Here is a 25,935-nt window from a genome sequence, read left to right as displayed (position 1 = left end):
ATCGTCGCCGCGACGCCGATGACCTCGGCAGCGATAGGGGAGGGGGCCGCGGTGGGGCTGATGGACAAGCTCCGGGGCGAGTTCGTCGACATCGTGGAATGGCTGGACGACAGCCGGGACACGATCGTCTGGCGCTTCCCCCGGTACCAGAACGAGATCAAGATGGGCGCCCAGCTGGTCGTCCGGGAGTCCCAGACGGCGGTGTTCGTCAACGAGGGGCAGATCGCCGACGCCTTCCTACCCGGCACGTACACGCTGGAGACCCGGAACCTGCCCATCCTGTCCACCCTCAAGGGCTGGAAGTACGGCTTCAACTCGCCGTTCAAGGCCGAGGTGTACTTCGTCAACACCCGGCAGTTCACCGACATGAAGTGGGGCACCCAGAACCCGGTGATCCTGCGGGACGCCGAGTTCGGCGTGGTCCGGCTGCGGGCGTTCGGCGCCTACGCGGCGCGGGTGGTGGACGCACAGCAGCTCCTGCGGGAGCTGGTCGGCACGGATCCGCAGTTCCGCACCGAGGAGGTGCAGGAGTACCTGCGCCAGCTCATCGTGGGGCGGCTCGGCGGCGCGCTTGCCACGGCGGGGGTGCCGCTGCTGGACCTGGCGGCGCACCAGGACGCGATCGGCCGGCGGCTGGCCGCCGTGCTGACCGAGGAGCTGGCCGAGGTCGGCATCGCCATCCCCAAGTTCGTCATCGAGAACGTCTCCGTGCCGCCGGAGGTCGAGCGGGCGCTGGACAAGCGGACCGGCATGGGCGCGGTCGGGGACCTGGACCGGTTCACCCGCTACCAGGCGGCGACCGCCCTGGAGGACGCGGCGAAGAACCCGGGCGGCGGCGCCGGGGCCGGCCTCGGGCTGGGCATGGGCATGGCGGTGGGTCAGCAGGTGGCCAGGTCCATGTCGGGCGGCGCGGGGACGCAGCCGGCGCCGGTGCCCACGCCGCCGGGGGCCACCGAGCCGCCGCCGCTGCCGAACCAGACGCAGTGGTACATCGGCGTCGCCGGGCAGCGACAGGGCCCGTTCGACCTCGGTGGGCTGGCCGAGCAGGTGGGCGCGGGCACGCTGGGCCCGGACACGCTGGTCTGGCGGGCCGGCATGGCGCAGTGGCAGCCGGCGGGGCAGCTGCCGGAGCTCGCGTCGGTGCTGGCCAGCGTCCCACCGCCGCTGCCCCCGCAGTGAGCGCGCGGTATCGGAGGGGGCCGCGATGAGCGAGCGTCAGCGAGTGCCGGCATGAGCGACACGGCCGTCTCCCCGCCGTCGTACCAGTGCGGCGGCTGCGGTGCCCGGGTGGAGTACGCGCCGGGCATGGCGGTGCTGCGCTGCCCGTACTGCGGGCACCGGCAGCAGATCGCCGGTGCCGGCCGGGAGGTGCGCGAGCACGCGTACGCGGAGCTGGCAACGTTGCCGCGCAAGCCGGCGGCCAGCGTCGGCGCGTACACGTTCGTCTGCCCGGGTTGCGGCGCCCGGACCGAGAGCGACGCGCTCGCCCAGCGCTGCCAGTTCTGCGCCACGCCGCTGGTGGTGGACGCCGCGGCGGTCGAGCTGGTCGCTCCGGAGGCGGTGCTGCCGTTCGCGGTGGACCAGGCGGGTGTGCGCACCGCCCTGGGCCAGTGGTGCCGCAGCCGGTGGTTCGCGCCGAACAGCCTGAAGAAGGTCAGCGAGGCGGAGACGCTCAAGGGCACCTACCTGCCGCACTGGACGTTCGACGCGCGGACCGTCTCGGACTACCGGGGCCAGCGCGGCGAGTACTACTACGTCACCGAGACGTACACGGTGACGGTGGACGGCAGGCAGGAGACGCGCACCCGGCAGGTGCGGCACACCCGGTGGTATCCGGCGAGCGGCACCGTCCGGCGGGACTTCGACGACGTGCTGGTGCCCGCCACGACCCACCTGCCCGAGAAGCAGCTGGACCAGCTGACCCCGTGGCCGCTGGCCGAGGCGGTCGCCTACCACGGGGACTACCTGGCCGGGTATCACGCGCTGCGGTACGACACCGAGCCCGAGGCGGGACTGGCGGCGGCGAAGGCCCGGATGGCGCCGGTCATCGAGCGGGACTGCCGGTCGGACATCGGCGGCGACGAGCAGCGGGTCACCTCCGTGCGCACCACCTACTCGGACGTCACGTACAAGCTGCTCCTACTGCCGGTGTGGATCGCCGCGTACCTGCACGCCGGCCGGTCGTACCAGGTCCTGGTCAACGCCCGGACCGGCGAGGTCATCGGCGAACGTCCGTACAGCGCCGCCAAGATCACCGCCGCGGTGCTGGCCGCGCTGGCGCTGGTCGCGGCGATCGTGGTGGCGTACCTGATGACCCGCCAGTAGTGGTCGCTGCCGAGGGCACACAGTTCCCCACGGCCTGCCGGCTGGGTGCTGGCCGGCGATACGAGGCGTCTGATGTCCACGGAGGCGTCCGGCTGCGGTCTTCGTGAGGCCATTCGCCGGCAATGTCGGTCCCAAGAATCGGTGGTGATCATCTACCACCTCTGGAGGGACGTCGAATGCCTCAACTCCACCGGCGTGCATTCCTCGGGCTGGCCGGCGCGGCCGGAGCGGGTGCCGCCGCCGCCATCGCCGGCTTCTCCGCAGCACCGGCGTGGGCCGACCCCACCTTCGCCGACAACCCGTTCACCCTGGGCGTCGCCTCCGGCGACCCTTATCCCGACGGCGTCGTCCTGTGGACCCGCCTGGCACTGGACCCGCTCGCCGTCGACGGGATGGGCGGAATGCCGCCGCGGGTCGTCCCGGTGGCCTGGCAGATCGCCGAGGACGAGCACTTCCGGCGGGTGGTCCGCGCCGGCGCGGAGCGGGCCACGCCGGAGCTCGGTCACTCGGTACACGCCGAGGTGACCGGACTGCGGCCCGACCGCGAGTACTACTACCAGTTCCGGGTGGGCACGCACCTCAGCCCCGTCGGGCGGACCCGCACGGCACCCGCGTACGACGCGGACCGGCGGCGCCTCGCCTTCGGCTTCGTGTCCTGCCAGAACCTGCCCGCGGGGCACTTCACCGCCTACCGGCACCTGGCGGAGGAGGACCTGGACCTGGTCCTGCACCTGGGCGACTACCTCTACGAGGGCCCGGGTGCCGGCTCGATCGGTCGCCCGCACCTGCCCGCCACCGAGATCTTCTCGCTCAGCGACTACCGGATCCGGCACGCCCAGTACAAGACGGACCCGGACCTTCAGCTCGCGCACGCCAGGTTCCCGTGGGCGGTCACGTGGGATGACCACGAGGTGGAGAACAACTACGCCGACGGGACCTCCGAGGACCCGAAACAGTCGCAGGAGAGCTTCCGTCAGCGCCGGGCGCTCGCCTACCAGGCGTACTACGAGCACATGCCGCTGCGCCGGCTCAGCATCCCGCAGGGACCGGACATGCGGTTGTACCGGCGGCTCCGTTACGGCAACCTCGCCGAGTTCAACATCCTCGACGGCCGGCAGTACCGCTCGGACCAGGTGCCGGCCGGGATGGACAACCCGTCGCGAACCATGCTCGGCAGCGCCCAGGAGCAGTGGCTGCTCGACGGCCTGGCCGCCTCGATCGCCCGGTGGAACGTGCTGGGCAACCAGACCGTGATCGCCCAAGCCGACCGGGACCCCGGTCCCGGCAAGCGGCTGTCGGACGACAACTGGAACGGCTACGCGGCGGCCCGGCAGCGCCTCTTCGACGGGGTGGTCGAGCGCGGCGTGGAGAACATGGTGGTGGTCACCGGCGACGCGCACTGCAGCATGGTCGCCGACCTGAAGCAGAACTTCGACGACCAGTCGTCCCGTACGGTCGGCGTCGAGTTCCTCGGCACCTCGATCACCTCCGGCGGCAACGGCGCGGAGCTGGACGCCCGGGGTACCGAATGGCTGGCCAGTAACCCGCACATGCGGTTCTACAACGGCCGGCGAGGGTACGTCCGCTGCCAGCTCGACGAGCAGCAGTGGCGCACCGACTATCGCGTCCTGCCGTACGTCACCGAGCCCGGAGCCCCGGTGTCCACCAGGGCCAGCTTCGTGGTGGAGAGCGGCCGGCCGGGCGCCCAGGTGGACGTCGCCTGACCAGCTCCGACGCCGCGCCGGGCCGCACGAGGGCCGTGCTGCATCGACGTCGACGGGCCCCGGTCACCGTTCTCGGCGACCGGGGCCCGTCGGGAGTCAGGCGAGGTCGTACCGGTCCAGGTTCATGACCTTGACCCACGCCGTGACGAAGTCCTGGACGAACTTCTCCTGCGCGTCGCGGCTGCCGTAGACCTCCGCGATGGCTCGGAGCTGGGAGTTCGAGCCGAAGACGAGGTCAACGGCGGTGGCGGTCCACCTGACCTCGCCCGTGGCGCGATCCCGCCCCTCGAACACGTTCTCGGCCGAGGTGGCTGCCGTCCACTCCGTGCCGGTGTCGAGCAGGTTCACGAAGAAGTCGTTCGTCAACGCCTCGGGCCGGTCGGTGAAGACGCCGTGTCGTGCGTTCCCGGTGTTGGCCTGCAGGGCCCGCATGCCGCCAAGCAGGACCGTCATCTCGGGAGCGGTCAGCGTCAGCAGGTTGGCCCGGTCCAGCAGCAGCGTCTCCGGCGGCAACTTCTGTCCGGCTCGCAGGTAGTTGCGGAATCCGTCTGCCCTCGGCTCGAGCACGGCGAACGACGCCACGTCGGTCTGCTCCTGCGAGGCGTCCGTACGGCCCGGCCGGAACGGCACGGTGATCTCGTGGCCGGCGTTCCTCGCCGCCTGCTCGACCGCCGCGCATCCGCCCAGGACGATCAGGTCGGCAAGCGACACCTTCGTGCCACCGGACTGGGTGTTGTTGAACTCCTGCTGGATCTGCTCCAGGGCCCGCAGCACCGTGGCCAGTTCGGCCGGGTCGTTGACCTCCCAGTTCCGCTGCGGCTCGAGGCGGATCCGGGCCCCGTTGGCGCCGCCACGCATATCGGTGCCGCGGAAGCTCGCCGCCGACGCCCACGCGGCGCGGACCAGCTGTGCGATGGACAGTCCGGAGTCCAGGATCATGCCCTTGAGGGCAGCGATGTCCTCAGCCCCGATGAGCTGGTGGTCGACCGCGGGGACGGGATCCTGCCACAGTTGCGGCTCGGGAACCCACGGGCCCAGGTAGCGCGTGACGGGCCCCATGTCGCGGTGCAGCAACTTGTACCAAGCCTTGGCGAACGCGTCCGCGAGCTGATCCGGGTTCTCCAGGAAACGCCGCGAGATCGGCTCGTAGATCGGGTCCACGCGCAGCGCGAGGTCGGTCGTCGCCATCATCGGGGCGTGCCTGACCGCCGGGTCGTGCGCGTCGGGCACGGCGTCCGCCCCGGCGCCGCCCTTCGGCTTCCACTGCTTCGCGCCGGCCGGGCTCTCGGTCACCTCCCACTCGTAACCGAAGAGGGTCTCGAAGAAGCTGTTGTCCCACGTGATCGGGGTGGGCGTCCACGCACCCTCGAGCCCGCTGGTGATCGTGTCCCGGCCCTTGCCGCTACCGAAGGTGTTCTTCCAGCCAAGGCCCTGGCTCTCGACGGGAGCGCCCTCGGGCTCGGGGCCGACGTATTCAGCGGAGGCGGCACCATGGGTCTTGCCGAACGTGTGACCGCCGGCGATCAGCGCCACCGTCTCCTCGTCGTTCATGGCCATGCGGCGGAAGGTCTCGCGGATGTCCCGGGCCGCGGCCAGCGGATCCGGGTTGCCGTTGGGGCCCTCCGGATTCACGTAGATGAGGCCCATCTGCACGGCGCCGAGCGGTCCGGCGAGCTCCCGGTCACCGCTGTAGCGCTCGTCCCCGAGCCAGGTGTCCTCCGGCCCCCAGAAGATCTCCTCGGGCTCCCAGACGTCCTTCCGCCCGAAGCCGAAGCCGAAGGTCTTGAAGCCCATCGACTCCAGGGCGACGTTGCCGGTGAAGACCAGGAGGTCGGCCCACGAGATCTTCCGCCCGTACTTCTGCTTGACCGGCCACAGCAGCCGGCGGGCCTTGTCGAGGTTCGCGTTGTCGGGCCAGCTGTTGAGCGGAGCGAATCGCTGGGCGCCGTCGCCAGCGCCGCCACGGCCGTCCTCGATGCGGTACGTGCCGGCGGCGTGCCAGCTCATCCGGATGAAGAGCGGCCCGTAGTGGCCGTAGTCGGCCGGCCACCAGTCCTGCGACGCCGTCATCACGTCGAGGATGTCCTGCTTGAGCTCGTCCACGTTGAGGGTCTTGAACTCCTCGGCGTAGTCGAAGTCCGCGCCCATCGGATTGGCTCGCGGCGAGTGCTGGTGCAGAACCTGCAGGTTCAGCTGATTCGGCCACCAGTCCTGGTTGGTCCGGGGCCGGTGCGGGGTCGGAGTGGGGGACGGGATTACCGGGTTTTCGCTCTCGCTGCCGCGCTCAGACACGTCGCTCCTTCTCCTGTCGTGGTTCTCGTTCGTTCAACTGTTGGCGTTTGCCGCGAGACACTCGCGGCAAACGCCCCAGTAGGTGACGTCGGTCAGCGCGCGCAGCACGTCGTACCCGGCCTGGTGGGACACCTCGGGCAGTTCCTACGCACGGCACCGAAGATCGAGACGGTGTCGGCGTGCGGATGCGCGTGCACCGCGGCCAGCACCGCCCGCCGCGGACGGGTCACGCGGAGCGCGGCACCGCGCAGCATGCGCTCGAAGTCCGAGGGTCGCGACCACAGTGCGCAGTATGCTCCATTTTATTCTTGAATGCACCAGATCCAACGGCGCGCGGCGGGAGCCTGAGCCGGCCCGGCTGATCCAGGGGCGGCGGCGTCGCGGTGGTCAACTCGCCGCGAGCAACGCCATGATGTTCTTCTCGGTGACGCTGGAGCCAGTCAGTTGCCCCGCGACGGCGCCGTCGCGCAGCACCAGGACACGGTCGCAGGTGCCGACGAGTTCCTCCAGATCGGAGGAGATCAGCATGACCGCCAGCCCGTCCACCGCGAGATCGTCGATGAGCGCCTGTACCTCGGACTTGGTGCCGATGTCGATACCGCGGGTGGGCTCGTCGAGCATCAGCACCCGCGGGTGAGTGGCGAGCCAGCGGGCCAGCAGCACCTTCTGCTGGTTGCCGCCGGAGAGTTCCCCGACCGGTTGGTGCGGGCCGGTTGCCTTGATCCGGAGCCGGCGCACGAAGGTCTCGACGATCCGGTCGAGGCGGGCCTCGGAGACGATGCCGGCGCGGGAGAGCCGGGGGAGCGCGGCGAGCGCGATGTTGTCGCGTACCGACAGCGAGGCGATGATGCCCTCGGTCGTACGGTTCTGTGGCAGCAGTCCCACCCCGGCGCGGACGGCGCCGGCGATCGAGCGTCGGCGTAGGCGGGCGCCGGAGACGGTCACCTGCCCGGCGTCCAGCGGCATGGCGCCGGCGATCGCCTTCGCCGTCTCGCTCCGGCCCGCACCCAGCAGCCCGCTGAGGCCGACGACCTCGCCCGGCCGGAGGTTGATCGACACGCCGCCGAGAACGTGGCGGCGGGTGAGTCCGGTGGCCTGCAGGATCGGTGGGTCGGCGGGCTCTGCGGCCACGCCTCCGGGGGGCGGCGTCCCGAGCGTCACCCGCCGGCCGAGCATCAGCGACACGAGCCGCATCCGGTCGAGGCCGGCGAGCGGACCCGTGTGCACCAGCCGGCCGTCGCGCAGCACGGTGGCCCGGTCGCAGATCCGCTCGATCTCGGCGAGGCGGTGGCTGACGTAGACGATCGACCGGCCCTGGGCCCGCAGCGCGTCGAGCATGGCGAGCAGTCGTTCGACCTGATCGTCGTCCAGGCCGGCCGTGGGCTCGTCGAGGACGATCACCGAGGTGCCGATGGCGACCGCGCGGGCCACCGCGACCAGCTGCTGGATCCCGGCGTCGAACGACTCGACGGGCTGGCGTACGTCGATCCGTAGGCCGCAGCCGGCCATGATGTCGCGCGCCTGGGTGTTCATCGCCGCGACGTCGATGAGGCCGAGCCGGTGGCGCGGTTCGCGGCCCAGGAACAGGTTGCGGGCGACGCTCATCTGGGGGACGAGGTTGGCCTCCTGGTGGACAGCGCCAATTCCGGCGCGCTCGGCGTCGCGCGACGAGGAGAACCGCACCGGCGTGCCGTGCAGCCGCAGCACGCCCGCGTCCGGCCGGTCGATGCCGCAGAGCACCTTGACCAGCGTCGATTTGCCGGCGCCGTTCTCGCCGAGGATGGCGTGCACCTCGCCGTGTCCGAGGGTGAAGGAGACGTGGTCGAGCGCGCGGGTGCCGGGGTAGTTCCGGACCACGCCCGCGGCTTCGATCACGGTGCTGCTGCCTACCACGGTGCCTCCTCGCAGCGGCCGGCGAGCCGGCTGAGGCGAATGATCGCGCACGGCGGGTGGAATGGTAAAGCCGTCAGGGCCGGGCGACGTGCAGCCGGACGGCCCGGTTGGCCAGTTCGTCGAGCACGTCGCGGGGGGCGGCGTCGTCGGTCACGAGGTGGTCGATCTCGTCCGTGGGGATGGTCTGCACCATGGTGTCGACTCCGATCTTGGTGTGGTCGGCGAGTACGACGATCTCCTCGGCCGCCGCGGCGAGCGCCCGGTCGACGCTGGCGACCTGCATGTTCGGCGTGGAGACGCCGCGTTCGGCGGTGAGGCCGTTGCCCGAGATGAAGGCGCGGCGGACCCGCAGACCCGCGAGCGAGCGTTCGGCGGCGCTGCCGACCAGCGCGAGGATGGCGCCGCGCAGCGTACCGCCGGTGAGGACGACCTCGACCCGCGGCGCGTTGGCGAGCGCCTGGGCGACCAGCAGCGAGTTGGTCACGACGGCGAGTTCGGCATACCGGGTGAGCTGTTGGGCGAAGAGCTGGGTGGTGGTGCCGGCGCCGATGACGATGGCGTCGCCGTCCTCGACGAGCGATGCCGCGAGCTCGGCGATGGCGGCCTTCTCGGCGGCGGCGACCTGGGCCTTCTGGGCGTACGTGGGTTCCCGGGACAACGCACCGGGCAGGGTGGCCAGCGCACCGGGCAGGGTGGCGCCGCCGTGATGGCGGTTGAGCAGCCCGTCGGCCTCCAGGATCCGCAGGTCACGTCGGACGGTGACCTCGGAGGACTGCACGGCCTGGGCGATGTCCCGCAGCGAGACCGCGCCGTTGGCGTGCATCAGTTCGAGGATGCGTTGCCGGCGCTCGGCGGCGAACATGGTCCGCCGGCCCTCGGTCGCCGTCCGGGAGTCGTCGCCAGGTGCCACATTGTCCTCTCTTCGTGAACGGGTCGGTCTGGTTCTGATCGTACTCTGCATGGTCGGAGGCCAGTTGAGAGCGCTCCAGGATCGTTTCTGATCGGATCTGATCGAATGCTATTGACTTGGGATCGTGACGATGATTGATTGTTTCCCAACGATTTCAGGCAGGCCTCCACCCGGTCCGGCCGGCTCAACTCCGGCCCGCTGCCCGGGCGTCCCGGCCTGCCCTCTCACGCCACGCTCGTGAGAAAGGGGCCCTGAACGATGAGAAGAGCAGCCACCGTGCTGATTGCCGTGGCCTGCGTGCTCGGCGGCGTGCCAGGGGTCGCGCGCGCCGAGGCGACCTGGCATCCGGGCACACCACCGGTCGCCACGCCGTGGACCGGCCAGGTGTCGCCGGACAACGCGCTTCCCGACTACCCCCGTCCCCAGCTGGTCCGTAAGAGGTGGGAGAGCCTCAACGGGGTCTGGCAGTTCGCGGGGGCGCAGGAAGGCGAAGCTCCGCCGATCGGCGAGCAGCTCAGCGAGCGGGTGCTCGTGCCGTACCCGATCGAGTCGGCGCTGTCCGGCATCCAGCGGCACGAGGACCGGATGTGGTACCGGCGCACGTTCGGCGTGCCGGCGAACTGGCGGATCGGCGGCGACGAGCGGCTGCGGCTCAACTTCGGCGCCGTCGACTACGACGCCACGGTCTGGGTCAACGGCGTCAAGGTCGCCACCCACCGCGGCGGCTACGACGGCTTCAGCGTCGATGTCACCGACGCCCTGCACGGCCGGGGAGCCCAGGAGCTGGTGGTCGGCGTCGAGGACCGCACCGACCAGACCTGGCAGCCGGTCGGCAAGCAGCGCAACCGGCCCGACCGCGGCATCTTCTACACCTCGTCGTCCGGCATCTGGCAGAGCGTGTGGATGGAGCCGGTGTCGGCGAGCCACGTCGAGCGGTTGCGGATGACCCCGGACGTCGACGACGCCAGCCTCCGGCTCACCGCGCAGGTCGCCGGCGGCAGCGGCCGCACGGTCGAGGCCGTCGCCTACGCCGGCAACAAGGTCGTCGGCCGCGCGTCCGGGCCGGCCGGCGCCGAGCTGCGCGTCCCGGTGCCGAACCCGCAGCTGTGGTCGCCCGACTCGCCGTACCTCTACGACCTGCAGGTGCGGGTGCTGGACGGCCGGAAGGAGGCCGACCGGGTCGAGTCCTACTTCGGCATGCGCGAGGTGACCAAGGTCAAGGGCGCCGACGGCAAGCTCCATCTGGCCCTCAACGGCAAGATCCTGTTCAACATGTCCACCCTGGATCAAGGCTTCTGGCCGGACGGCATCTACACGGCGCCGACGGACGAGGCGCTGCGCTTCGACATCGCCGAGACCAAGCGGCTCGGCTTCAACACGATCCGCAAGCACATCAAGGTGGAGCCGGACCGCTGGTACTACTGGGCCGACCGGCTGGGCCTCATGGTGTGGCAGGACATGCCGGCCATGCGTACCGGCGGCATCCCGCCGGTCGACGCGCAGCAGGAGTTCGAGCGGCAACTGAAGGAGATCGTCGCCGAGCACCAGAGCTGGACCTCGATCACCGTCTGGGTACCGTTCAACGAGGGCTGGGGCGAGTGGGACCGCTCGGCGACCGGGCGGATCGCCGACGAGCTGCGGGCCCAGGACCCGAGCCGGATGGTCAACGCGCACAGCGGCGTGAACTGCTGCGACTCCAAGGGTGATTCGGGGCGCGGCGACATCATCGACTTCCACCAGTACGTCGGACCAGCCTCGCCGGTGCCTGGCGGGGACCGGGTCGCCGTGGACGGCGAGCACGGCGGCTTCGGTCTGAAGGTCGACGGCCACATGTGGTTCGGCGACGGCCACGCCTACGAGATGACACCGGACAGCGCCACGCTCACCCGACGCTACGTGGAGAACCAACGTGACCTGCTGACCGTGGCCAACCGGTGCGGGCTCTCCGGCGCCGTCTACACCCAGACGACCGACGTGGAGCACGAGGTCAACGGCTTCTACACCTATGACCGCCAGATCCAGAAGATGGACTTCGACCGCGTCCGGGACGTCAACCGGGCCATCGTCCGCTCGGTCGACGGCACCGGCGCGAACGCCCCGCAGCTGCCGCCGGGCACGCCCGGGCTGACCGGGGTGGGCTGGTGGCCGCTGGACGAGGGTGCCGGCACGGTGACCGACGACAGGGCCGGCAACCACGACGGAACGTTGGTGAACGGCGCGACCTGGACCACCGGCCACTCCGGCGCCGCGGTGCAGCTCAACGGCGTGAACCAGTACGTCGACACGGGCGCCGCGATCCTCGACACCACCGGCAACTACTCCGCGTCGGCGTGGGTCAAGCTGGACAGCCGCGGCGGGTTCGCCACCGCGGTCAGCCAGGACGGCGGCAGCCACAGTGCCTTCTTCCTGCAGTACTCGGGCGCGGACAACCGGTTCGCGTTCAGCTTCGCCGGGGTCCGGGCGCTCGCTCCGGCCGCACCCGAGACCGGCCGCTGGTACCACCTGGTCGGCGTGCGGGATGCCGCCGCCGGCACGTTGACGCTCTACGTCGACGGTCAGCAGGCTGGCACGGCCAGCTCCTGCCTGGGCGAGGCGTCCAGCGGACCGACCGTCATCGGGCGGGCCAGGTTCAACGGCGGCCCGGTCGACTACTGGCGCGGCGCGATCGACCAGGTGCGGATCTACGACCGCGCGCTGTCCGCCACCGAGGTCGGTCAGCTGTACGCCTCCGGAGGCCTGCGGTGAGGCGAATCCGCCTCCTCGCCGCCGCCGCGGTGCCCACCGCGGCGGCGACGGCCCCCGACCCCATCCCCGCTGAGTGAGAACCGCCTCGGGAAAGGAAGCCCTCATGTCCAGGACATCCGGATTGGCGGCGGTCGCGCTGGCCACCCTGCTCGCCACCGCGGCGTGCGCCAAGGGCGAGGACAGCGGCGACACGCCCGCACCGGCCGGCAGCGCAGGTCAGCAGGTCGTGCAGAGCCAGGGCGCCGCCGGCCCGACCTGCACCTTGCAGAGCTTCGGCGGGCAGAAGTTCGACCTCAAGAAGGACGTGGTCGGCTTCTCCCAGTCGGAGAAGGAAGCCAACCCGTTCCGAATCGCCGAGACCAGGTCCATCAAGGACGAGGCCGCCAAGCTCGGCATCGCCAACCTGCGGGTCACCAACGCGCAGTCCCAGTTCTCCAAGCAGATCTCGGACGTGCAGCAGCTCATCGCCCAGGGCGCCAAGCTGCTGGTCATCGCGCCGTTGAACTCCGACGGCTGGGAGCCGGTGCTGAGGCAGGCGGCGGAGAAGAAGGTCCCGATCATCACCATCGACCGCAAGATCAACGCTCAGCCGTGCACCGACTACCTCACCTTCATCGGGTCGGACTTCTATCAGCAGGGCGAGCGGGCGGCCGACCAGATGATCCAGGCCCTCGGCGGCCAGGGTGAGGTCGCCATTCTGCTCGGCGCGCCCGGCAACAACGTCACCACCGACCGGACCAAGGGCTTCAAGGACCGGATCCAGGAGAAGGCACCTGGCATCACCATCTCCTTCGAGCAGACCGGCGAGTTCACCCGGGAGAAGGGCCAGCAGGTCACCGAGCAGCTGATCCAGTCCCGCCCCGGCACCAAGGGCATCTACGCCGAGAACGACGAGATGGCGCTCGGGGCGGTGACGGCGCTCAAGGGCGCGGGGAAGTCGCCCGGCCAGGTCAAGATCGTGTCGGTGGACGGCACCCGCGCCGCCGTGCAGGGCATCGTCGACGGCTGGCTGTCCGCGGTCGTCGAGTCGAACCCGCGCTTCGGGCCGCTCGCCTTCTCCACCACCCAGAAGTTCCTGGACGGGGAGGGGATCCCGGCCACGGTGATCATCAGCGACCAGGAGTACACGACGGCGAATGCCAAGGAGAGCCTGGGAAACGCGTACTGATGGCGACCGCGGTTCTGGAGGCCCGGGGAATCTCGAAGGGATTCCCCGGGGTCCTCGCCCTGGACGACGTGTCCTTCCGGCTGGATGCGGGGCAGGTACATGCCCTGGTCGGTGAGAACGGCGCCGGCAAGTCGACCCTCATCAAGGTCCTCACCGGCGTGTACCGGCCGGACCGGGGGACGCTCCTGCTGCGCGGCGAGCCGGTCACCTTCGACCACCCCCTCGCCGCCCAACAGGCCGGGATCTCGACCATCTATCAGGAGGTCAACCTTGTCCCGCAGATGAGCCTCGCGCACAACCTGCTGCTCGGGCGGGAACCGCGCGGCCGGCTCGGGGTCATCGACATGACGCAGCTGTACGCCGAGGCCGAGCGCGTGATGAACCGGTACGGCATCCGCATCGACGTGCGCCGGCCGCTGCGCTCGCTCGGCATGGGCACCCAGCAGATGGTGGCGCTCGCCCGCGCGGTCTCCATCGACGCCCGCGTGGTGATCATGGACGAACCAACCTCGGCCCTGGAACCGCGGGAGGTGGACACCCTCTTCGGCGTCATCGCCGACCTGCAGGCGCAGGGCATCTCACTGATCTACGTGAGTCACCGCCTCGACGAGCTGTACCGGATCTGCGACCGGGTCACCGTGCTGCGCGACGGCAGCGTGGCGCACGCCGGACCGCTCGACGAGCTGCCGCGGGTGGATCTCGTCGCGCTGATGCTCGGCCGCGACCCCGCCGAGATCCGGCGGGAGGGGGCCACGAAGTTCTCCGGCGAGCACACCGCCGCGGCCAGCGGGCCGCTGGTGGAGGCCCGATCGCTGTCCCGCCGGCCTGCCCTGCGTGACGTGTCCGTGCAGGTCCGCCCCGGCGAGGTGGTGGGCCTGGGTGGACTGCTGGGCGCCGGGCGCAGCGAGACGGCCAAGGCGATCGCGGGTGCCCTCCCGCTCGACGGCGGCACGGTGCTGGTGGCTGGGCAGGAGGTGCGCCGAGGTTCTCCGGCTGCCGCGATCCGGGCCGGCGTCAGCCTCGTCCCCGAGGACCGCAAGGCCGAGGGCATCGTGCCGACCCTGTCGGTAAAGGACAACATCGCGTTGGCCGCCCTGCCCCAGCTGTCCCGGTCCGGAGTGGTGTCCGACGCCCGGGTTGACCGGATCGTCGACAGCTTCATGCGGCGGCTCCGCATCAAGGCCGCCTCCCCCGACCAGAAGGTCGCCGAGCTGTCCGGCGGCAACCAGCAGAAGGTCCTGCTGGCCCGCTCGCTGGCGACCGGCGCGAAGGTGCTGCTGCTCGACGAGCCGACCCGGGGCATCGACGTCGGGGCCAAGGCCGAGGTGCAGGCACTCATCGACGAGTTGGCGGCCGAGGGGCTCGGGGTGCTGCTGATCTCCTCAGACCTGGAGGAACTCGTCGAGGGGGCGGACCGGGTCGTGGTCCTGCGCGACGGCGCAGTCGCGGGCGAGCTGAGCGGGGACCAGGTTACGGAAGAAGCGATCATGGCAACGATTGCCGCGACAGGAGAGACCGATGGCTGACCTCGCGGTCGCGCCGCGCGCCTGGGACGGGCGGGTACGCCTGCTCGCGTGGCTGCAGGAGTACGGCGTCTACGTGTCGGTGCTCGCGCTCCTGCTCTTCAACGTGGTGTTCACGCCCCACTTCCTCGAGGTGGCGAACTTCCGGACCCAGCTGATCCAGGTGGCGCCCGTCGTGATCACCTCGCTCGGGATGGCGCTGGTGATCGGCACCGAGGGTATCGACCTGTCCGTAGGTTCGGTGATGGCGCTCGCCTCGGCGGTGGTGGTGCTCTACCTCGGGTACGGTGCTCCGGTCGCGATCGTCGCGGCCCTGATCGGCGGCGCCGCCGTCGGCGCCGGCGGCGGCGCGCTGGTGGCGTACGTGGGGGTGCAGCCCATCGTGGCGACGCTGGCACTGCTGGTGGGCGTACGCGGCCTGGCGAACGTGCTGGTGCCGCAGCTCACCGAGTTCCGCAACCCCACGCTGATCACCCTCGGCAGCCGGTCCGTGCTCGGCCTGCCGCTGGTGGTCATCATCGCGGCGGCGCTCACCGTGCTGGTCGCGTTCCTGGTCAAGCGCACCACCTTCGGCCGCCAGCTGGTCGCCGTGGGTGGCAACCGGGCCGCGAGCCGGCTGTCGGGCCTGCCGGTACGACGCGTCCTGGTCACCGTCTACCTCATCTCCGGCCTGCTCGCCGCGGTGGCCGGGGTGCTGGCCACGTCCCGGCTGCAAGCCAGCGATCCCACCTCGCTGGGCCTGCTCATGGAACTGTCCGCGATCACCGCCGTGGTCGTCGGCGGGACCCCGCTCACCGGCGGCCGGGTCCGGGTGCTCGGCACCGTGCTGGGCGCCCTGCTCATCCAGCTCCTCCAGGCCACGCTCATCAAGCACAACCTGCCGCAGTCCTGGACCCAGATGGTCCAGGCGGTCATCATCCTGGCCGCCGTCTACGCCGCCCGAGGGAGGCGCGCATGACCACCACCATCGCCGACGCGGACGCCAGCGCCGAGGCGCGGCGCCGGTCGGGCGCACCGCGCCGTGAACGGGTCGGTCATCTCCTCCAGCATCACGGCGCGCTCATGGTGCTGGCCGTCACCGTCGTGGTCGGGGCCGTCGCCTTCGACTCGTTCGCCACCCCACAGAACGCCGCGAACATCGTGGTGTCGTCGTCGTTCCTGGCGATCGTCGCGATCGGGATGACGTTCGTCATCATCAGCGGCGGCATCGACCTCTCCGTCGGCTCGTCCTTCGTGCTCGCCGGGGTGCTGGCCGCCTACGGCTCCCGGTACGGGCTGCTCGTCGCGTTGCTGCTGCCGCTCGCGGTATGTGGCGCGATCGGGCTGGTGCAAGGGCTGATCGTGGCGCGCACCGGCATGGCGCCGTTCATCGTGACCCTGGCGGGCCTGCTCGGCATGCGTGGCCTCATGCTCGCGGTGTCCGACGAGGGGGCGAACACCTACCTGGTGCAGAACGACGCCTTCAGCGCGCTGGGCCAGGCGTCCGTCCTCGGCCTCACCGCGCCGGTCTGGATCACGCTGGGTCTGGTCCTGCTCGGCGGGGTGCTGCTGCAGCGCACCGGCTTCGGGCAGAAGGTGTATGCGATCGGCGGCAGCGAGGAGGCCGCGGTGCTCATGGGCGTGCCGGTCACCCGGGTCAAGGTCCTCGTCTATCTCATCTCCGGACTGCTGGCCGGGTTGGCGGGCGCCCTCAACGCCGCCCGCCTGTCCTCCGGCGTCACCATCCTCGGCGCCGGCATGGAACTCGACGTCATCGCCGCCGTGGTGATCGGCGGCACGCTGCTCACCGGCGGCGCCGGCGGACTCACCGGGACGATGGCCGGCGTGCTGCTGCTCGGCGTGATCCAGAGCCTGATCAATCAGATCGGCGTGCTCACCTCGTCGTTCCAGCAGGTCGTCAGCGGCGCGTTCCTCGCTCTGGTGGTGGTCCTGCAGCGGATCCTGCACCGGGCGCAGCGGCTGTCCTGAGGGTGGTACCCGTCGCCAGTCCACTCGCGATCGGCTGGGGCTCCACTCGCGACGGACCTCGATTGTCACGAGCATGTCTCGCAGGTCAAATAGCTTTTGATCTCTATTGCCACGCCGCCCGAGCGAGTGGTACGCAGTTTGGGCCAGGTTGATCCCCAAGCGGTCAGGAGGCGGCGATGACCGTTGTCCTTCCCTGGCCGAACGGCGGCTGCTGCCACCGGCCGACCATCCGGCCGCGTCGTCGCGTCCGGCCGCCCTCGTCTCCGCGGACGCGGGTTGGCCGTGCTCAGCATCTGTGGACGGTGGTGGGGCCCCACGGGCGCGGCCCACCACCGTACGGATCGCGTGACGCCGCACGATTCCTCGATTCCTGAGAAAGGTGGACCCATTCATGAACCACGCGCAGAACGAAGGGCTGAGCCGGCGCCGCATCCTGGGCGGGGCTGCCGGGCTGGCCGCGGGAGCCGCGGCCGTCGCGGCGGGGCTGCCATCCGGCGGCGCGTCCGCCGCCCCCGCGCAGCACGCGCCCGACCTCGCCCGCTGGCGTAGGCAGGCTGCGCACGTGACGATCACCCGGGACGACTGGGGCGTCCCGCACGTGGTGGGCAAGACCGACGCCGATGCCGTGTTCGGGATGATGTACGCCCAGGCCGAGGACGACTTCAACCGGATCGAACGCAACTACCTGGTGAGCCTCGGCCGCCTCGCCGAGGCCGAGGGTGAGAGCGCGATCTGGCAGGACCTGCGCCAGCGGCTGTTCATCGACCCCGAGGTGCTGAAGGGGGACTACGCGAAGAGCCCGGCCTGGTTACGCGAGCTGATGCAGGCGTGGGCGGACGGCCTGAACTACTACCTCGCGACCCACCCCGAGGTGCAGCCACGCGTGATCAACCGGTTCGAGCCGTGGATGCCGCTGAGCTTCTCCGAAGGCAGCATCGGCGGCGACATCGAGCGGGTGCCACTCACCCAGCTCGAAGCCTTCTACGGCAGGCGCGCGGTGCCGATGACCGATGAGGAGCGCGGGCTGCTGTTCCGCGAACCCAGCGGCTCGAACGGCATGGCGATCGCGCCGAGCCACACCCGAGACGGCCATGCGCTGCTGCTGATCAACCCGCACACCAGCTTCTTCTTCCGCTCCGAGCAACATGTGACGAGCGGCGACGGGCTCAATGTCTACGGCGCCGCCACCTGGGGGCAGTTCTTCATCTACCAGGGCTTCAACGCGAACACGGGCTGGATGCACACGTCGAGCGGCGTCGACAACGTCGATGAGTTCGCCGAGACGATCGTGACCGGAGCGGACGGCAGCCGCTCCTACCGCTACGGCAACGAGCTGCGGCCGGTGACGACGAAGACGATCACGTTGTCGTACCGCACCGCGGCGGGCGGGCGGGCGCAGCGCAGCTTCACCACCTTCGCCACCCACCACGGCCCGATCGTGCGCGAGGCGGACGGCAAGTGGATCGCGTTCGCGCTGATGAACAAGCCCGTCGAGGCGCTGCAACAGAGCTTCCTGCGCACCAAGACGCGGGACTACGAGGACTTCATCCAGGTGGCGGGCCTCAAGGCCAACAGCTCGAACAACACGCTCTTCGCGGACTCGACGGGCGAGATCGCCTTCCTGGTGCCGCAGTTCATGCCGGTCCGCGACGATCGCTTCGACTACCGCAAGCCCGTCGACGGCAGCGATCCGGCAACCGACTGGCGCGGGCTGCACAGCCTCGGCAGCCTGCCACAGGCCGTGAATCCGGAGAATGGCTGGGCGTTCAACACGAACAACTGGCCCTGGACCGCGGCCGGCGCGGACAGCCCCAACGCCGCCGACTATCCACGCTACTTCGACCAGGCCGGGGAGAACCCGCGTGGCCCGCAGGCCATCCGGGTGCTGACTGCGCGGCGGGACTTCACCCCGCAGACGCTGATCGCGGCCGCCTTCGATACGTATCTCACCGCGTTCGCCCGGCTGGTGCCGGGGCTCGCCGCGGCGTGGGACAAGCTGCCCGAGGGCGACCAGCAGAAGGCGAAGCTCGCCGGGCCGATCGGCCTGCTGCGCGGCTGGGACTATCGCTGGGCTGCGCAGTCAACCGCGACGTCGTTGGCCGTGTTCTGGGCAGAGGCGCTCTGGGCGCCCCTGGCCCAGGCGGCGCGAGATGCCGGTATGTCGATGTGGGACTACCTCGCCGAGCGCGCCACCGATGCGCAGCGGCTCGCGGCGCTCGAGGCGGCGGTGGAGCGGCTGACCCAGGATTTCGGCAACTGGCAGGTGCCCTGGGGCGAGATCAACCGGTTCCAGCGCAACGACGGGGCGATCGTCCAGACGTTCGACGACGCCAAGCCGAGCAGCCCGGTGCCCTTCACCTCCGCGCAATGGGGCTCCCTCGCCTCGTTCGGGGCACGGCGCTACCCGGGCACGAAGCGCTACTACGGCACCAGCGGCAACAGCTTCGTGGCGGTCGTGGAGTTCGGACCGCGGCTGCGCGCCTGGGCGGTGACGGCGGGGGGCGCGAGCGGGCATCCCGACTCACCGCACTTCAACGACCAGGCCGAACGGTACGCGAGCGGCGACCTCCGGCCCGTCTACTTCTATCCCGAGGAGCTCAAGGGGCATGTCGAGCGGACCTACAAGCCGGGCAAGTGATCAGTCGCCAGCGAGGAGCTGACCGGCGAGCCGCTCGGCTGCGCTGAGCCGCCCCGATGGTCTTCGTCGATGCCGATGCGCGTGCTGGCCACCCGGTCCGTGCGCGCGTCGGCGTCGGCGCTGATCCGGGCCACGATCGTGCGAGGGCCCTTTTGTCCGGCCGCCACGGCTTCGCCGCGCCGACCTGCTCGGCCTCGGAGACGTCACGCACGGGCGCGGTCTGTCGGCGGCCCGGAGTGGGTCAGCCGACAGAAAGCCCGGGTAGCGCGTAGCGGACCGGCGGGAACCGCCATGATGAGCAGGTGAAGATCCTCTCCATCCAGTCGTCGGTCGCCTACGGCCACGTCGGCAACTCGGCGGCCGTCTTCCCCCTCCAGCGGCTCGGGCACGAGGTCTGGCCGGTACTGACCGTCCACTTCTCCAACCACACCGGGTACGGCGCGTGGCGCGGGCCGCTGCTCGCGCCGGTCGACGTGGCCGAGGTGATCGCAGGCATCGCCGATCGCGGGGTCCTCGGCAGCGCCGACGCGGTGCTGTCGGGCTACCAGGGCGACCCGGCGATGGGCGCGGTGATCCTCGACGCGGTGGACAGGGTCAAGGCGGCCAACTCGGACGCGGTGTACTGCTGCGACCCGGTGATGGGCGACGTCGGCCGCGGCCTGTTCGTCCGGCCGGGCATCCCCGAGTACATGCGGGACCTAGTCGTCCCGCGCGCGGACATCATCACCCCGAACCAGTTCGAGCTGGACTTCCTCGCCAGCCGGAGGACGAACTCGCTCACCGAGTTGCTGGCGGCGGTCGACGTGGTCCGCGAGACGGGACCACGGCACGTCCTGGTCACCAGCGTGCTCCACGGCGACGTGCCGGCGGGGTCGCTGGAGGTGGTGGCCGTCTCCGACGAGGGCGCCTGGGCGGTGACCACGCCGCTGCTGCCGATCAACCCGAACGGCGGCGGCGACGTCACCGCGGCGCTGTACCTGGCGCATCTGTGGACGACCGGCTCACCCGCGACGGCACTGGAACGCACCATCGCCTCCGTCTTCGCCATACTCGAGGCGACCCTCGCGGCGGGCACCCGGGAGCTCCAGCTGGTCGCGGCCCAGGATGCGATCGCCGAGTCGCCAATCACGTTCACCGCCCGGCGGCTGCGCTGACGCGACTTCCATCGGCGCCACGGGTGCCGCGCGGTCAGACCTCTCGCGCTCCGGCGTGGGCGACCGCCAGGAGGTGATCCGCACTATTCTCCAGCCCATGACTTCGATCTCACCGGACAGGCGCGGCGTCGACTCCGCCCTGGACCCCTCGGCGGAGCAGATCCGGGACATGGGTGAGCGCGCCGTCGAGTGGATCGCCGCCCACCACGACTCGATCCGGGACCTGCCCATCGCCCCGCGCACCTCCGCCGCCGCATTGAAGGAGCTGCTCGCCGAGCCGCTGCCCGTCGAGGGTCGGGACTTCACCGACCTGCTCACCGTCTTCCGTGAGGTGGTCGTCCCCGGCAGCCGGCACAACGGGCATCCCCGCTTTTTCGGGTACGTCTCGGCACCGGGCACCGCGGTCGCCGCGGTGGCCGACCTCCTCGCGTCGGCGCTGAACCCGAACCTCACCGCGTGGCGGTCGGCACCGGCTCCGGTCGAGCTGGAGCACGTGGCCATCGACTGGATCAAGGAGGTCCTGGGCTGCGACCCGGGCGCCGGGGGCCTGTTCATGAGCGGCGGCTCGATGGCCAACTTCACCGCGCTCGCCGCCGCACGACACCGGCACTGCGGCGAGGCGGTCGCCACCCACGGCGCGGCCGCCCACCCCGCGCCGCTGCGCGTCTACACCTCCACCGAGACCCACCACTCGATCCACAAGGCCGCCGCGCTGCTCGGCATCGGCCGCGCGAACGTCCGCGAGATCCCGGTGGACGCCCGCTTCCGGATGGACGTCGACGCCCTGGTCCGCGCCATCGAGGAGGACCGGGCCGCCGGAGCGGAACCGCTCTGCGTGGTGGCGAACGCCGGCACCGTGGTCACCGGCGCGGTCGACCCGCTCGCCGAGATCGCGGCGATCGCCCGGCAGTACCGGCTGTGGATGCACGTCGACGCGTGCTATGGCGGATTCGCGCGGCTCGCTCCCTCGGCCCGTCCGCTCTTCGACGGCATGTCGGAGGCCGACTCGATTGCCCTCGACCCGCACAAGTGGCTCTACCTACCCGCCGACTGCGGCTGCCTCATCTACCGCGACCCCGAGGGGGCGCGGCCCGCCTTCAGCCTGGACGCCGACTTCATCCGCGTCATGCAGACCGAGCCCGCCGAGGCCTTCGCCTTCTGGGACTACGGACCCGACCTGTCCCGGCGATTCCGGGCGCTCAAGGTCTGGATGGCGCTGGCGCACGCCGGTTCGCGAGCTGTCGGCGACGCGATCGAGGGCAACCTCGACTGCGCCCGCCACCTGGCCGACCTTGTCGACGCCAGCGCCGACTTCGAGCTGCTCGCCCCGGTCGAGCTCTCCATCTTCTGCTTCCGCTACCTGCCGCGCACCGAACCCGCCGGCCCACGGTCCGAGGCAGACGAGGAGGAACTCGACCGCCTCAACGAACGGATCATGGTGGCGCTGCAGCAGGCCGGCAGCTCATACCTGTCCAACGCGACCATCAACGGCCGCTTCGCGCTGCGCGGCTGCGTGCTCAACTACCGCACCACCCGCCGCGACATGGAGATCCTGCTCGACGACGTACGCCGCGCTGCCGAGCAGGTGATCGAGGAGACACGCTGACGAATCGACCGGAGTTGCCGGCGACGGGTCGCCACTCTCGCCGAGGCCTCCGGTGCCGCCGCGCAGATCACCGATCGTGCCGGCGACTCCCGCACGTTTTCACGCTCCTTCCACAGTGCTTCCACCACCCGCCGGCACATTCGAAGTCAGTCAATGTTCACGGCCGTTGCCGGCGGCGAAGTGACCGGGTCCCGGTGGCAGGTCCTGCCCGCCGCGACCCCTGGATCACGGGGAAGGACTGATCACCGTGCAATCGACATCGTGCATGGCCCGGACGAGGGAGTTGAGTGCCGCATGACCAGAAAACCGTATCTGCGCGGCCTCGCCATGGCCGCCGCCGTGCTGACGGCGGTCTCGCTGCCGGCGGCGCCGGTCGCGGCGGGAACCGCCGCCGAGGCGGCCGCTCCCGCCGCGGCGGCAGTGGTCCCCATCGCCGCCGGCGAGGTCTACAACTACGCCTGGTTCAACAGCAAGCAGGAATTCCCCGACATGCACAAGGGGGTCGGCGCCCACGTGGCCCGGCTCATCAACGCGACGCCGACCGGGGCGAACCTCTCGCTCACCCTCTACTTCTTCAACCGTCAGGAGGTCCTCGACGCGCTCAAGGCCGCCGCAGCGCGTGGGGTGCGGGTACGCATCGTCATCAACGGCAGCCAGGTCTGGGCCGGGGACGCCTTCTACCAGGCCCTCAAGGCGACTCCGTCGATAACGGTCGTGGAGTGTGGCACGAGGCGCCCCGACAAGCAGTCGACCCGCGGCTGCATGACCAACCGTACGGGGTCCCCGTTGAACAACCCGCCGCTGCTGCACGACAAGTTCATGACGATCTCCAGCGTGCGGCTGGCGGGAGGTGGAACGGCGAGCAACGTCCTCTACGTCTCGTCGGCCAACCTCGACTACTACGCGGCGTACGAGGATGCCATCACCATCAGCCACGCCGGCCTGTACGCGGACTACCTGCGGTACTTCAACGACCTGATGGCGCACGGCAGGTCAGGGGCGAGCGACGACAACGCGGGCCGGACCTACGCCGCCGGCGCACACCGCCTCTACACCTTCCCCCGCCGGGAGGCCGCCGGCAGCACCCCGCGCAGCGGGAGCAACGACCCGGTCGTACGCATTCTCAAGGGCCTCACCTGCTCCAGTTCGACCAAGGTCGACCTGGCGAACTTCCGGATCCAGCGCCGGGCCGTGGTGAACGAACTCATCGCCGCACGCAAGCGCGGGTGCCAGGTCCGGATCGTCACCGGCGCCAAGTCCGGCGCCCCGCACGACAAGGGCACACCCATGCCCGCGCTGGTGGACCTCGCCAGGGCCATGCCCGTCCACCTCTGCGGCTACACGGAGAACGAGAAGGGCGAACAGCAGGGCATCCCGATGCACGAGAAGTTCATGATCATCCGTCAGGGTGCCCAGTCGACGCTCTACCTGGGCAGCCACAACCTGACGTACCGGGCGCTGCGGCAGAACGACGAGAACATCCTGGCGCTGCGTAACCACCCGCTCGCCACGCCGTTCCAGCGGCGGTTCGAGTCCCACCACAGCACCTGCTGGGTCTACAACCCGCCGGCGGGCGTCGCCTTGACGCCGAGCGACGCCGACGACGAACCCACCGCCTGAACACGACGGGCCGGCGGCTGAAGCCCTGATGCCCACTCCGCCGGCACCGCCGCGCCAGGGCCGACCGTCCGCGGTCGGCCCTGGCGCCGCTGACCGCTGATCGTTCCCCGGACGGCGCTGTCGGTCGGCGCCTTCGGGCGTGATCTTCGACGTGGTGCATGTGGACGTCAAGCTGACGGCGTCTCGTTCTCGAGCCGGGTCAGCCGCCGTGGTTGTATGGTGCGCCGACGGTGTAGAGCAGGGTGGCGAGTGCGGCTAACGCAAGAGCGATTCTCAGCTTCATGGCACTCGATATCGATCAGTGGTGGTCGTATCCTCCGACATCGCTGTCGAGGGACCGTCCGCCAGGGCGGCAGCGAAACGCGTCGCGAGCGTCGCGATCGCGGCACGGAGCTCTTGTCCGCCAACGACGCGGAAGGCGAACGGCACACTCGCCAACCACTCCTGGGCATACATCACCGGATTGCTCGTGCTGCCGACGAGCACGCACCCGTCTCCTGACGGTTCAAGCCGTCCCATGGGAGGCCGGATCCACGGGGCCACCTCAGCCAGCGGAGCGTCGAACACCATGTGGGTGGGGAACTCCCACCCCATGCCCAGGTTCTCCTCCAGTGCGGCGACCGGGTCGAGGTCGTCGGGCGGCTCGAACTCGCGCGTGGTCTGCTGGACCGCGCGGACCCGGTCGACGCGGTAGGTGCGGATCGCGTCCACCCGATGGGAATGACACAGCAGGTACCAGCGCCCGTGGCGGACGACGACTGCCCAGGGGTCCACCTCGGCGTCCCACTGGTTGCCGGTCTCGCTCCGATACGTGACCAGCACGCGGCGTCGGGCCGCGACGGCAGCGACGAGTGCGCTGGTGGTGGCGGGGTCTGGACGGGCCGAGTACCGGTCGGGCGCCGCTGACGCATGCTGCCGCAGCGCGGCCGCTTGCCGGCCGACGCTCTCGGGCAGGGCCTGGATGACCTTGCTGAGGGCAGAACCTACGAGGTCGTCGACGTCGGCGGCGGCCGGCTGGCCGTCGAGCACCGCCATGACCAGACCAAGTGCCTCGGCCTGCGTGAAGATCACCGGGGGCAGCCGCGCCCCGCGCCGGAGCCGGTACCCGCCGTGAGGGCCCCGGGCCGACTCGACGGGGATGCCCGCCTCCCGGAGGATCCCGACGTACCGGCGCGCGGCGCGCTCCGTGACACCCAGCCTCTCGGCGAGTTGGTCGGCGGTCGTGCCGGGGCGGGTCTGGAGGATCTCGAGGGCACGTAGTGCTCTTGCGGTGGGGCTGGGATCGGTCGGCACACGAGCAGGCTAGGAAATCACGAGATGAACCGGAAGTGGATCGTCCGGAACTGGCCCTAGCGTGACGTCCGTGACCGAGTTTCAACCGCTGCCGAATGCGCCGCGGAGGTTGCTTGCATCGAGCCGGGATGGCCCCGGTTTGACCGCTTTCCCGGCAAGGAATGTCTCCGCATCCTCCTCACCGAGGAGTGGGAGCACCGGCGCTATGCCGAAACGTGATCTGACCGCACTGGAAGAAGGGAACTGATCATGGAGATCCTGCTCGCCGCTGGCCTGTGGCTCGACGGATCCGTCTGGGACGACGTCGTGTCCGCACTCGAGTCACTCGGCCATCGCCCCGTACCGCTCACCCTCCCCGGCCAGGGTGACGGGTCCGCGTCCGCGACGCTCGACGACCAGGTGGCAGCGGTCGTCGCCGCCGTGGACTTGGCATCGGGAAAGCCGATGGTGGTGGGGCATTCCGCCGCCTGCACCCTGGCTTGGCTGGCCGCTGACGCGCGACCGGCACAGGTCGCCAATGTCGTCCTCATCGGGGGCTTCCCGTCCACCGACGGGGAGGCCTATGCGAACTTCTTCGAGCTGAAGGATGGCGTCATGCCCTTCCCCGGCTGGGGTCCATTCGAGGGTCCAGACTCTGCGGACCTCGACGAGGAGGCCAGGCGAGCCATCGCGTCCGCGGCGATTCCGGTCCCCGAGGGGGTGGCCAAGGGCGTCGTGCGGTTGGCCGACGAGCGGCGGTTCGACGTCCCGGTCGTGCTCGTGTGCCCCGAGTTCACCCCTGCCCAAGCCAAGGAGTGGATCGAGGCCGGTGACGCGCCCGAGCTCGCGAAGGCCAAGCACCTCGACTTCGTCGACATCGACTCCGGCCATTGGCCCATGGTGACCAGGCCGGTCGAACTCGCCCGGCTCCTTGCCGCAGCGGCTGCCGAGGTCTGACCGCCGCGGCGCGGCGGCTGGACACCTGACGTGCCCTGCTGCCGGCTTTGGCCACGTTTCTCGAAGTCATGGCAGTGCATCGACCGACCAAGCGGCAAGCGGTTGTGGGCGTTCAGGTCGCGAGCCGGGACGATGTGACG

Annotated in this window: 17 protein-coding genes and 1 pseudogene; 13 read left to right on the top strand and 5 right to left on the bottom strand. The window is 70.5% G+C overall.

From position 1 onward, the window contains the following. Nucleotides 1-51 precede the first annotated feature (51 nt). The 3 genes from ACFYM6_RS15310 (at nucleotide 52) to ACFYM6_RS15300 (ending at nucleotide 4,049) form a co-directional block, all read left to right on the top strand. Nucleotides 52-1,179: an SPFH domain-containing protein gene (locus tag ACFYM6_RS15310; protein WP_387276034.1), complete on the top strand. Its 1,128-nt coding sequence runs from the start codon at nucleotides 52-54 to the stop codon at nucleotides 1,177-1,179. A gap of 51 nt (nucleotides 1,180-1,230) precedes the next feature. Continuing rightward, nucleotides 1,231-2,325, top strand: a complete 1,095-nt coding sequence (locus ACFYM6_RS15305; protein ID WP_387275789.1) for a hypothetical protein — start codon at nucleotides 1,231-1,233, stop codon at nucleotides 2,323-2,325. 176 nt (nucleotides 2,326-2,501) lie between these two features. Beyond that, a complete protein-coding gene (locus ACFYM6_RS15300; RefSeq protein ID WP_387275787.1) occupies nucleotides 2,502-4,049 on the top strand; it encodes an alkaline phosphatase D family protein in 1,548 nt (515 codons plus the stop codon). Nucleotides 4,050-4,145: 96 nt separating this feature from the next. Here the strand turns inward: ACFYM6_RS15300 and katG are convergent, their stop codons facing one another. The 4 genes and pseudogenes from katG to ACFYM6_RS15280 all read right to left on the bottom strand — a co-directional run bounded on the left by katG (nucleotide 4,146) and on the right by ACFYM6_RS15280 (nucleotide 9,144). Then, the gene (katG, locus tag ACFYM6_RS15295) at nucleotides 4,146-6,341 is read right to left on the bottom strand and encodes a catalase/peroxidase HPI (RefSeq protein WP_387275785.1); all 2,196 of its coding nucleotides are present in this window, start codon (nucleotides 6,339-6,341) and stop codon (nucleotides 4,146-4,148) included. Nucleotides 6,342-6,431: 90 nt separating this feature from the next. Then, a pseudogene (locus ACFYM6_RS15290) lies at nucleotides 6,432-6,595 on the bottom strand (transcriptional repressor); the annotation flags it as partial. 133 nt (nucleotides 6,596-6,728) lie between these two features. Then, on the bottom strand, nucleotides 6,729-8,234 hold the full coding sequence (locus ACFYM6_RS15285) for a sugar ABC transporter ATP-binding protein (RefSeq protein WP_387275783.1): 1,506 nt from the start codon (nucleotides 8,232-8,234) through the stop codon (nucleotides 6,729-6,731). A 73-nt stretch (nucleotides 8,235-8,307) separates the two neighbouring features. After that, nucleotides 8,308-9,144 (bottom strand): DeoR/GlpR family DNA-binding transcription regulator, encoded by an 837-nt coding sequence (locus ACFYM6_RS15280; RefSeq protein ID WP_073833977.1) that lies wholly within the window; start codon nucleotides 9,142-9,144, stop codon nucleotides 8,308-8,310. A gap of 258 nt (nucleotides 9,145-9,402) precedes the next feature. Between ACFYM6_RS15280 and ACFYM6_RS15275 the strand changes: the two genes are divergently transcribed. From ACFYM6_RS15275 to ACFYM6_RS15235, 9 genes are all read left to right on the top strand, one after another. Then, nucleotides 9,403-11,889: a LamG-like jellyroll fold domain-containing protein gene (locus ACFYM6_RS15275; protein ID WP_387275781.1), complete on the top strand. Its 2,487-nt coding sequence runs from the start codon at nucleotides 9,403-9,405 to the stop codon at nucleotides 11,887-11,889. A gap of 103 nt (nucleotides 11,890-11,992) precedes the next feature. Beyond that, nucleotides 11,993-13,057, top strand: a complete 1,065-nt coding sequence (locus ACFYM6_RS15270; protein ID WP_387275779.1) for an ABC transporter substrate-binding protein — start codon at nucleotides 11,993-11,995, stop codon at nucleotides 13,055-13,057. Beyond that, nucleotides 13,057-14,583, top strand: a complete 1,527-nt coding sequence (locus ACFYM6_RS15265) for a sugar ABC transporter ATP-binding protein (RefSeq protein WP_387275777.1) — start codon at nucleotides 13,057-13,059, stop codon at nucleotides 14,581-14,583. Before ACFYM6_RS15270 ends, ACFYM6_RS15265 begins: the two co-directional genes overlap by 1 nt. Then, on the top strand, nucleotides 14,576-15,538 hold the full coding sequence (locus ACFYM6_RS15260) for an ABC transporter permease (RefSeq protein ID WP_387275775.1): 963 nt from the start codon (nucleotides 14,576-14,578) through the stop codon (nucleotides 15,536-15,538). Before ACFYM6_RS15265 ends, ACFYM6_RS15260 begins: the two co-directional genes overlap by 8 nt. Then, nucleotides 15,535-16,548: an ABC transporter permease gene (locus tag ACFYM6_RS15255; RefSeq protein WP_387275774.1), complete on the top strand. Its 1,014-nt coding sequence runs from the start codon at nucleotides 15,535-15,537 to the stop codon at nucleotides 16,546-16,548. The genes ACFYM6_RS15260 and ACFYM6_RS15255 overlap by 4 nt, the downstream gene beginning before the upstream one ends. Nucleotides 16,549-16,939: 391 nt before the next feature. Beyond that, the gene (locus ACFYM6_RS15250; protein WP_387275772.1) at nucleotides 16,940-19,186 is read left to right on the top strand and encodes a penicillin acylase family protein; all 2,247 of its coding nucleotides are present in this window, start codon (nucleotides 16,940-16,942) and stop codon (nucleotides 19,184-19,186) included. A gap of 302 nt (nucleotides 19,187-19,488) precedes the next feature. Then, entirely contained in the window at nucleotides 19,489-20,340 is an 852-nt protein-coding gene (gene pdxY, locus ACFYM6_RS15245; protein ID WP_387275770.1) for a pyridoxal kinase PdxY, read from the top strand. A 97-nt stretch (nucleotides 20,341-20,437) separates the two neighbouring features. Then, on the top strand, nucleotides 20,438-21,946 hold the full coding sequence (locus ACFYM6_RS15240; RefSeq protein ID WP_387275768.1) for a pyridoxal phosphate-dependent decarboxylase family protein: 1,509 nt from the start codon (nucleotides 20,438-20,440) through the stop codon (nucleotides 21,944-21,946). 294 nt (nucleotides 21,947-22,240) lie between these two features. Continuing rightward, a complete protein-coding gene (locus tag ACFYM6_RS15235; RefSeq protein ID WP_387275766.1) occupies nucleotides 22,241-23,566 on the top strand; it encodes a phospholipase D-like domain-containing protein in 1,326 nt (441 codons plus the stop codon). 279 nt (nucleotides 23,567-23,845) lie between these two features. Here ACFYM6_RS15235 and ACFYM6_RS15230 read toward each other — a convergent pair whose 3' ends face one another. Beyond that, on the bottom strand, nucleotides 23,846-24,859 hold the full coding sequence (locus ACFYM6_RS15230; protein WP_387275764.1) for a helix-turn-helix transcriptional regulator: 1,014 nt from the start codon (nucleotides 24,857-24,859) through the stop codon (nucleotides 23,846-23,848). Between the two features lie 249 nt (nucleotides 24,860-25,108). On the opposite strand from ACFYM6_RS15230, the gene ACFYM6_RS15225 reads away from it, so the two are divergent. Further along, nucleotides 25,109-25,795 (top strand): alpha/beta fold hydrolase, encoded by a 687-nt coding sequence (locus tag ACFYM6_RS15225; RefSeq protein WP_387275762.1) that lies wholly within the window; start codon nucleotides 25,109-25,111, stop codon nucleotides 25,793-25,795. Nucleotides 25,796-25,935 lie beyond the last annotated feature (140 nt).

The sequence above is a fragment of the Micromonospora sp. NPDC006431 genome, from assembly GCF_042870725.1.
Lineage (GTDB): Bacteria > Actinomycetota > Actinomycetes > Mycobacteriales > Micromonosporaceae > Micromonospora.
The sequence above is the reverse complement of the archived record's forward strand: the minus strand, read 5'-3'. Positions and strand labels throughout refer to the sequence as shown.